9 protein-coding genes and 1 rRNA gene are annotated in these 9,734 nt (G+C 39.9%); 1 reads left to right on the forward strand and 9 read right to left on the reverse strand.

What is annotated here, in order from left to right; all coding sequences use genetic code 11:
- Positions 1–10 precede the first annotated feature (10 nt).
- From HMPREF0999_RS17485 to HMPREF0999_RS17525, 9 genes are all read right to left on the reverse strand, one after another.
- Positions 11–1,567 (reverse strand): hypothetical protein, encoded by a 1,557-nt coding sequence (locus tag HMPREF0999_RS17485; protein ID WP_009276509.1) that lies wholly within the window; start codon positions 1,565–1,567, stop codon positions 11–13.
- Positions 1,564–1,968 (reverse strand): GPW/gp25 family protein, encoded by a 405-nt coding sequence (locus HMPREF0999_RS17490; RefSeq protein ID WP_009276510.1) that lies wholly within the window; start codon positions 1,966–1,968, stop codon positions 1,564–1,566. Before HMPREF0999_RS17490 ends, HMPREF0999_RS17485 begins: the two co-directional genes overlap by 4 nt.
- Positions 1,969–1,980: 12 nt before the next feature.
- The gene (gene vgrG, locus HMPREF0999_RS17495) at positions 1,981–3,744 is read right to left on the reverse strand and encodes a type VI secretion system tip protein VgrG (RefSeq protein ID WP_010185153.1); all 1,764 of its coding nucleotides are present in this window, start codon (positions 3,742–3,744) and stop codon (positions 1,981–1,983) included.
- Positions 3,744–4,400 (reverse strand): hypothetical protein, encoded by a 657-nt coding sequence (locus HMPREF0999_RS17500; protein ID WP_009276512.1) that lies wholly within the window; start codon positions 4,398–4,400, stop codon positions 3,744–3,746. Before HMPREF0999_RS17500 ends, vgrG begins: the two co-directional genes overlap by 1 nt.
- A 161-nt stretch (positions 4,401–4,561) precedes the next feature.
- Positions 4,562–5,065 carry a phage tail protein gene (locus tag HMPREF0999_RS17505; RefSeq protein WP_005861439.1) on the reverse strand — a complete coding sequence of 168 codons (504 nt, stop codon included), beginning with the start codon at positions 5,063–5,065 and terminating at the stop codon, positions 4,562–4,564.
- A complete protein-coding gene (locus HMPREF0999_RS17510) occupies positions 5,065–5,517 on the reverse strand; it encodes a phage tail protein (RefSeq protein ID WP_005861441.1) in 453 nt (150 codons plus the stop codon). The genes HMPREF0999_RS17505 and HMPREF0999_RS17510 overlap by 1 nt, the downstream gene beginning before the upstream one ends.
- Positions 5,518–5,554: 37 nt before the next feature.
- Positions 5,555–7,063 carry a phage tail sheath family protein gene (locus HMPREF0999_RS17515; RefSeq protein ID WP_009276514.1) on the reverse strand — a complete coding sequence of 503 codons (1,509 nt, stop codon included), beginning with the start codon at positions 7,061–7,063 and terminating at the stop codon, positions 5,555–5,557.
- 19 nt (positions 7,064–7,082) lie between these two features.
- The gene (locus HMPREF0999_RS17520) at positions 7,083–7,838 is read right to left on the reverse strand and encodes a hypothetical protein (protein ID WP_009276515.1); all 756 of its coding nucleotides are present in this window, start codon (positions 7,836–7,838) and stop codon (positions 7,083–7,085) included.
- A gap of 90 nt (positions 7,839–7,928) precedes the next feature.
- Positions 7,929–8,465 carry a DUF4255 domain-containing protein gene (locus HMPREF0999_RS17525; RefSeq protein WP_008773805.1) on the reverse strand — a complete coding sequence of 179 codons (537 nt, stop codon included), beginning with the start codon at positions 8,463–8,465 and terminating at the stop codon, positions 7,929–7,931.
- A gap of 887 nt (positions 8,466–9,352) precedes the next feature.
- On the opposite strand from HMPREF0999_RS17525, the gene HMPREF0999_RS17530 reads away from it, so the two are divergent.
- Positions 9,353–9,734 (forward strand): 16S ribosomal RNA (locus HMPREF0999_RS17530); the annotation flags it as partial.

Raw genomic sequence — 9,734 nt, forward strand, 5'->3', positions numbered from 1 at the left:
GTAGATCCGCTCATTGCAAAGTAATACCCATGGATTGGATAGGCTTGATCGCTATCTCATAATTACCGAATGCGAACCATGAGCCTTTTTGAGCTTCTAACCCGAATAAAGGGAAATGTACGCTTGCGTCTACTTCTCCCAGAGGATTATAGATTTTCAAGGATGACATGCCGGATACATGTACCTTTATCTTTAAGCTAGTAATAAAAATACGGTGTACCCAAGAGTAGGGGAATAACCAAGCATCCGTGTTCATCAATATACGGAGCGCTGGGTTACGTGTTTGGCAACCATGAGCTTCAGAGCAAGGTGTTGTAGGGTCGAATTTCTCATTAAGGACGAATTTCAGATAAAAGGAGTTTTCGTTGATGAATGTCAAGGTGTAGGCGTATATCGGGTCCCAACCTTTCTCTGTGCTTAACTCCAATAGGAAAGCGTCGTTTAATACACGCCCGGTTTCGTGGGAAGATTGTTCCGTAGTAGCGATTAATTCTTTGAAATATGATATAGAGTCTTCTTCTAATCCGAATGTGATATGTATATCCCGATGTCCTTCCCGAAGTAATAACATGGGAGATTCGATTATCAGTCCGGCTTGTATAGAGGATTGGTTCTCAAAGATTAGCTCTGAGTCCAGATTGGGCTTCTTAGAAGGAACGTTTCCGATCCTGTTATTCAACTGTTTTTGCCAGATGGACGTAACGAAGCCTAATCGGCTCGCTGGATATTTTTTCGGATCTTTTTCCAATAGTAACGAATGTATACTCGTTATTTTCATGTTATTGACCGAATAATCTTCATCCGTACGATAACAAAATTGGATATCTTGCACAGGAAATGGTACCTGTGTTATAATACCTGTACCTTTGGGTAACTGGGCTTGCCGTGTGGTATTATTTTTCACGGCGATAAACCAAGCGGAAGGAATAATCGCTTTTTGGGGAGATTCCTTCAATATTTGGTTGACATAAAATAACGGATAAGCTTCCCAGCGTTTATTGAACTGATCTACCAGATATTGATAGTTTTTCAAGAAAGCGATTAAAACAGCTAATGAGGGATCGGTCTCTCCGCTTTTAGCGATTTCTTGGATGTAAATCTCCCGTTTGTTTTGTAAATTGCGGAGGATACGTAATAATAGGTAGAGACTTCTACGAACCGTTTTAGGATTGGATAGGGTTATTAGCTGAAGTCTCTGGTTATATTTCTCCATATCCAGAAATAAATCGGACATGGAATCTCTAAAGATCCGATGATTCAATCTTTGATACCAATCAGAGAACTTATGGTATAGAGCGTTTCTTAGATAGGTGATTTCTCTGTTACTTTCCGGTGAGTTCTCATTTTGCCACAAAATGAAACTCTGTTCGATCCCGATTGTATCTGTTTGCTTGATCTCATTGAGTATGGCTAAGGATTGGTAATGATATAAAGAGGATGATTTCGAAAAGGCACGAGCCAATAAATTGGAGAGATTTTTCTCGAGTACTTGAAAAGGCTCATGTATCCGGAAATCATTCTCCAATTTTTTTCTTGTCAATCCATCTTTATTCCATTGTTTATTCATCGGTTAGAATCAAAATAGATAGGATAGGTCAATTCTTGTTGGACATTATTCATACGTATCGTATAATAAAGTTCGATAATCAGAATGCCATCTTGAATCGAAGCCTTATTAATTTCTATGCGATCAAGCGAGACTCTAGGCTCGTATAAGAGAACAGCCTTCTCAATAGCGCTTTTAATCATGGTCTCCATGGTAAGATCTAATTGTTCAAACTGATAACGATATAGTTCCGTACCGTAATCCGGACGATGTATTCGCTCCCCTGTGCGAGTGGAGAGAAGGATGACCAAGCTTTGCCGGATGTCTTCTTCATAATTAGACATACGGGTGGGATTATCATTATGGCTGAATTCTGGGGGGAATGCCCATCCTTTACCTAAAAAACTATTTTTGTTCTGCATAATTCATTCGATTTAATTAATCATTACAACGCCTCCTTTTACAACGGTTTGGCCGGATGCGGATATTTCGGCGGTGGCAGACCCTTTTACTTTAACTCCCATTTGTGCGGAAACCTCGATATTCAAGCCATTTATCTTGGTATCTTGCTTAGACTTGGATTCGATACCCATTCCTTCTGTCTTGACATTCCCTCTTGCCTTAAATATGAGATCTTTGCCGGATTCTACCATAATTCCGTTTTTATCCATACAGACCTTGTTCTTATTAGCATCGGATAACAGAATTTGCTTTTTGTCATCATCCAATATGAGCGTGTTCTCTCCGGGAGTCCCTATTGTGATAATCTTTTTATCATCGTCCAAAGTAATTTTCAACTGGTTTTTTGTAACAATTGTCTTTAAATTATTTTTTGGATCTAAAGAAACCGGCGTTTTTCGTTTGCGACTGTACAAACTTCCGACAATCACAGGGTGGCAGGGGGCCTCATTGATGAATTGCAGGACTACCTCATCATCGACTTCCGGTAGAAATAACATGCCGACCCCATTGCTTGCGTACGGACTGACCGGCCGAGCCCATATCTCCGTCTTCTCACATTGTAACAAGGGTATATCGACTAATATAAAATTCTCGAAATCTTTATTATCTCCGATCTTTTTAACGATCCCTATTTGTAATCCTCGTATACCGGGCAAAAAACCACTAGCTGCGGGAGCGACTACATCGGGCTCTTCGGTAATGACTACCGGATTGAAACCCATATAGACTTGTGTCTTCCATTCGCCTCCTTGTAGTGTATGTTCTACTGATTGAACAAATGCGTTTCCACTATAATGTTTGCTTAATCCTTCTAATTTGATAATACAGCCCGGAATAATAGACGCATTCCCGTAAATTGTGATGGAGCCTTGAAAACGTGCCAGACCGCTCCATAAAGCTTGCGCATCGGCCCAAGCATGTAAAGAAGCGTCGCCGATGGGAGCGTTAGTTTGATAAAGCATCACTTCATTTGCCAGACCGGATAGATCCTTTGCGGCGATATCGCCTTGGACATTGAGAGGAGGTTTGCTGGCGGTGGCTTTGATAATTTGTTGACGGCTCACGTCCCAAGCGCAAGCTTTTGTATCTGTGTATTGCTCGGAAGCGGATATAGAACCATCGAAAGCGATTAAATTATCTCCATAGGTGATGGTTAAGACCGGGGAGGCGGATACATTCGGTTTACATACCTTGACTTGTTTACCGTCAGTGATAACGACTAATCCGTTATTTTGTGCTCGTGTGAGTACAAAATCCCAATCTGTACAATAATATTGTACCAGTTGTGGAATTTCTATACCGGTGCTATCTACTTTGGCGGAAAGCCCGTATTGTCCCAGAATCTTCTTGATAACGGTATCATCTTTACTATTTTCATATACATTATTTTTACGTCCAAAGGTTGCAGGATATGCGAAACCCCTACATTCTAAAATAAATAGAGTTTGTTGTTCGCTATTGATTTTTAACTGATGGGTTGTAACGCATCCCTCAAATAAGGTGTTGACCTTATCTGTTGGACCCGCTTGAAACTTAAGCTCCGTACCCGGATTGAATATTTTGTTGTCTGGTATTTCAAATTGGCTGTTGTCGATAATATCAGCGCTGATGGAGATCGTTGCTTTATCGATCTTATTACATGCTCTGTATATTTTTGCATTGATTACGGAGTATTGCTCCGTTACATCTTTACCATTTAGGAATAGTTTGATTATAAATGAATTATCCATATTCATTATATTTTAGGGAACCATAATTGAGTTCCGGGTTTTATATCTCTAAAGCTGATTAGGTTATTTATGGAGGCAATCATTGGAGCATAACCAGAATTTTTATATTCTTTTGCGCATAACCCGATTAGACTGTCTCCTTGTTTAAAAGTAACGAATTTACCCTCAGCTTTTTGATTTTTCTTTTTTGCTTGTGTCTCTCTACTACTAATCGCCTCTGTTAGTGACAAGGAGCCTTTAGCTCGTAAAGGATTGCCATTGGGCGAGAATAAGGTGTAATCCCAATTTAGGCTGGTTAATCTCCCCTTGAAAATGAGACTCCCCCAAATTACTTTAAGGAAGCAAGGGCTGGGTGGATCGATCTCCGCGCTAGGAAGAAAAATGATATTCTCCAAATCCTTGATCCTTTCTGTCACGGTTTTTTTCCCCGTCGGGATAATACCGGTACCATCGAAGTGTATATCAAATGAGAGAGTGGAGGGGTTGGTGTGTTTATACTCCGGTAGTTGCTTATCCTCTTTTATGCTTTCGTCTTTCTTATATGAGGTAGATTTGCTTAACTTATAGCTATCCGGATTGATTTGGACGGTGATACTACCCAATTTCTCGCCACCTTTGTATTCAATTGATTTATATGCCTCGATGATCAACTTTTGGTTCATGTTTTACCGCTCCTTTCTACAAGAAAAAAGGTTAGACAAATCTTTCTTGGCCTCACGAATTATCTCCTCTTTGATTTGTTGTATCAAATCACGGGAGAGAGGGAGGTCGGGTTCCTTTTTCTGTTGTGTCACTTTTGTGGACACTTGGATTTCTTTTATAGTTATAGCCATTGCTTAAATTGTTCTTTTTTCGTATCTTCTGTATCTCTTATCGACATACGGATCAAATTAGTATAAGCCATCTCCAATGTTTCAATCACCAACTCATTCTTTTGGGAATTCAATGCGCTAATGTCCCATTTTACAGGGTAAGCATTGAGCACAGACCAATTATTTAGGGGAAAATGCCCGGCATCCAGCAATGATATAGTTAAATTGACGGGAACGATCTGGGCACTTCCATTATTTTCCAATACTTTAACCACATATGTCTCTAGCACATGAGGCAAAGGCATTAAAGAACGTTTCAACACAAGGTTACCGTGCTTTCGTCGGGTAGGTACCTGATAGCTGAAACTGTTTTCTCCCCCTTCTTTAATCGTTTCTGTCTCCATTTCAAGTTGTAGTCCCGAGACCTCTTGGAAAGAGGTCTCGATCAATCCTTCGAAAGTCACGTTGAAATAAAACGCTACCGGAGGAGGGACAATATGATCAAACCTTAGCATTAAGCGTTTTCTATGGTCAATCCTTCATGCGCTAAATCTAAGGTTTCGATGGCAGCCTCGTTTCCATCGGATTTTAAGCTGACGCCGGTAACCTTAGTCGGCCATGCGTTCGATAATTTCCAAACCATCGTAGGGCTTCCTGCTTCATCCAGTAAGCTGATTGTTACATCTTCTCGCTGTATTGTGTTCATTTTTATCTTGTTAAACCAATCGAATAATTTGTTATCCGCTTTGAAAACCCCTTTCTTTAGACTGACATTGCTCGTCTTCTTCAGTCCCGGCATCTTGATATTTGAGAAAACCGGGCTATTACCATGTCGGTACTCAATTACTTGGGCTTCCATATCCAGACCAGATACCTCTTTAAAAGCGATTTCCCCGAGGCTACCTAATTCTACCTTAAAATAAAAACTGGGTAACGGCCATACATTATCTTGTGCTTCTCCTGCCATATTCGTATTTCTTTAATAGGTTTTAATTCTTAAATTATCAGCTTTTTTGCATTTGTTGTTGGAATGTGATCTCGATAAATTCCGCAGGTCTGGTAATAGCCACGAATACGGATATCCTGAGGATACCTTCCAGAATATCCTCTGGAGTCATCGTGTCTCCCAATCCGATATGAATGCTATATGCGTCTTCGGGGGAAGTTCCTGCTAATCCACCTCGTTTCCATACGCCCCGTAAGAATCCATCTATCATACTACGCATATTTACCCATGTATTTGCTACATTCGGTTCGAATACATAGGCACGGGCGGCGTTCTTGATCGATTCCTCTAGGAAGATCATCGTACGCCTTACGTTAATATAACGCCAGTCTAACGAGTTACCATCCATCGTGCGGGCACCCCAGACCTTGATTCCTTCACCGGGGAAGCTACGGATTGCGTTTACGGCTTTTCCGTTCATCGGTACGTTCAGATCTTCTTGCTCGGCATTTGTGATCGAGAGTGCGGGCGTGACTACGTTATTGATGGAAATATTCGCGGGGGCTTTCCATACTCCCCGGGTGTTATCTACCATAGTATAAAGACCGGCCAGCGAAGCTGAAGGCGGAAGTAAATTGATCCTCAAGCGAATCTCTCTCAAAATGGAGCGGTATACGGAACTGACTTGGTATAATAAGGTATGGAAACGTTCCGCTTCGTCCTCTTTCATGGTAAGCAAAAGCTTGAACTTGTCCATAAGTTCATTGACAGCCTCATTCGTTACACCGGACTTCTTTGAGAATTCGTTCAAGATCAGTTCCTCTAATTTCTCTAAACTATCCTTTTCTATATTATAAAAAGTGATATCTTTCTCGGTGACGATAGATGTATTTATCCATGGATAATAGGAGGCACAGTACGCAAGGAAATTGCTACCTATATTTTCCCGGAAACTTTTGATAACCGCACCGTTTTCATCTTTGTATCCGTTGAAAACATCTAATATGGCAAAGCGATTTTTCATGTCGTTACCACAGTGCATCAAAGCGGCAGTTTGAACTTTGTAACAATCGCCTTCCTCCATATATACGGCTTCCGGAACGACGACCAACGTGGGCTCCTGTTCTTTTTTTAAGGCTAAGAGCGCATTTGTAAAGTCTATGCTTTTAAAGTCATGCTCATAATCTCCTATGGAGACGATATAGCACGGTCCTCCACCGTTAGCGTAGAACAACAACATATTATAATATAAAGCATAGAACGTTTTTGGCAAAGTAAGCTGGCAACTTCCATCGGGGAATAATACGTTTATGTCATTGGTGGTGTCCTCACTCTCGGAATCTTCCGGACGAATTCCGAATCGCAAGGTGGGAGCGAAACCGAAGAACGAATGGAACTCAGCCATAGAAGATATACGGAAAGGGATACCGGTCAAGTCCTTGTTACCGTCCCGTGCGAATTGGGTATGCCCGATAAAGGCAGGGATGGCGGTAGCGACTTCTACGACTGAATTAGGAAAAGCGTTTTTCTCTATGATATAAACGCCAGGGGTTTTCATTTGTGCCATACGTTATTTTTTAAAGGATTTAGATATAAAGAATTTGTATAATAGAATTCTCGGTAGATTGTAATTCCTTTATAAGGAAACGTCCCAAAGAGGGAACAGGAACATGCCTTAATAGCATTCTTTTAGCATATTCTCTTTTCTCGTAAATCGTGATATTAGATCTTCTTTGGTAATAAGACTCTTCCTTAATCTTTATCGGATATTCTGTGCTGATACGAAAAACGTCCTTATCCATGAAACGGATTTGCTCGGGATTCTTGAAGCTAATATTTTCCGGTCCATTATCCTCCATAAAAATATCCATTGACGCATTTTCTGGATTACGAGGTATCAAGATAAAATCCCAATAGGCTTCTTTTGTGTGATAATGGATTTCTTTCTGTATTGGGCATTTCGTTTCTAATAATTCTTTGGTAACATGAATGATCACATTGAGCCGATTCAGTCGGTTATCGATAACACTTAATTGTATATCTGAATCATTTAGCTCTTCCGGTAGCAGGGATTGTGTATACAGTAAAAAATTCGGATCTTTTGAATGTGCTTGAAACTCAAGGTTGAGACCATCCGGGGAGATTGAAAGGTGATCAAGAAGCTCTTCTCGATCTCCAATTAGTGCATATTGATTTCGCCCCGTTTGCCTAAAAGGATATTTAGGTCCTCCTAATACGACTCTATTCGTTCTCCTGGGTTCTATCTCGAAGATTTCAGAAGGAATACATTCATTATAATATTCATGGCTAAATATAATGTTAATTAAAAAGTCAAATTTCATCATTGGTTTGTTTTATCGTTATAATATTCCAAAAGTAGATAAAAAGAATATGGCATGATATTAAATGCTATATGTTTGATAACATTATTTCTAATTTATTTTTTGACTTGATATTCGTTGTTTTATATCCTTGATTTCTGTTCCGTCAAAAGATATGATTCGTGCTTTACATAGGATTGATGGATAATAATGCCCTCCTAATATACTCCATATATTGCTGAGTTCTTGCATACTAATTGTTATGGGCTCGAGCGTTATGGTACCTTGGTCTGGTAATTTAAGAATGGAATTTTGTTGTAAGAAGGAGATTGAATCCGATAATATTTGTATAGATTCTAAGTATCTTTTAGATGAAAAAACAGCGGCAACCATAATATATATATTCAAGTACCATGGTGGAGATGTTTGTTGGAATGTGTTATTTTTTGTGTTCCTATAGGGGGCAGAGATTCCCATTGCTGTCTCTCGCTCTATATTCACGATAGAAAGTATGATTTTATCCGATTGATCCTCATTTGGAGTCGCATCAATACTTCCGGCTTCCACTATAATTTCTGCCCGTTCATAATAGCTGGAAAGAAATTCGTTCATTTTCTCTGCGAGTGTGTTTATTAATACGTGTATCATGGTCTTTTGCTTTATTTGTGCTAAAGGTAAGGAATAAATTTGTTTTTCTGCTTTATAATTTCATTGTCTGAATTCTTTCTAGCAAATTACCTTCGTTTCGATTCGTGATAAGAATTAAAATCGTTTTTTGATTGTCATAGATAATTACGTCTTGGCGGTTTCCTGAAAAAGATTGAAAGAAAAGTTGATCCTGAGATTGGGCTATGCTTATTGTGTATTTTTTATCTACTCTTATTTTCTATTATGTGACTTCGGAAAAACACGTACGACTTTTTTCGAAAACACGTACGACTTTTCTCATGAACATGTACGACTTTCCGGTAAAACATAATCGTGTTTTTAAGCTGTTAATGTTCAGTGATTTATATTTTTGTATCATTCACGCACTTATTGTATGGAAAATTATCACATCGCCACTCAATAAATCATATATACCTCCATGTAGAAGTGCGGCACGCTATGTCTCTATAACAGGATGTCTCCAATAGGGTGAGAATCGAGTAGTATGGCTTTATCACACGTACATTATATAACTTGTTAAGTCTTGAAAAAAAACTTGAAAAATAATGCTGAAAATGTTTGGAGGTTATGTTTTATAGCACTACTTTTGCACCCGCATTCGAGAGAGAACGCCGGTATAAAATGATGAAACAAACTTTTAGAAAAAAAAGTTCCGGAATAATTTGGAAGTTTAAAATAAAAGTCTTTATCTTTGCAGCCACGTTCGCAAAACGAAAGCGACAAAAGAGTTCTTTGAGAGATTTACATAATTCAACAAGTAGTACAAGTATAGGAGAAGAAATTTTCCGGATCGATACCGTCAATAGAAGTATGACTTTGGACTACAATAACGGATTCCGGAGCGAGGATATGATAAAACAATTTAAACAACGAAGAGTTTGATCCTGGCTCAGGATGAACGCTAGCGACAGGCTTAACACATGCAAGTCGAGGGGCAGCGGGGGTAGCGATACCCGCCGGCGACCGGCGCACGGGTGAGTAACGCGTATGCAACTTGCCTATCAGAGGGGGATAACCCGGCGAAAGTCGGACTAATACCGCATGAAGCAGGGGCCCCGCATGGGGATATTTGCTAAAGATTCATCGCTGATAGATAGGCATGCGTTCCATTAGGCAGTTGGCGGGGTAACGGCCCACCAAACCGACGATGGATAGGGGTTCTGAGAGGAAGGTCCCCCACATTGGTACTGAGACACGGACCAAACTCCTACGGGAGGCAGCAGTGAGGAATATTGGTCAATGGCCGAG

It is taken from the genome of Parabacteroides sp. D25, assembly GCF_000307475.1.
Lineage (GTDB): Bacteria > Bacteroidota > Bacteroidia > Bacteroidales > Tannerellaceae > Parabacteroides > Parabacteroides distasonis.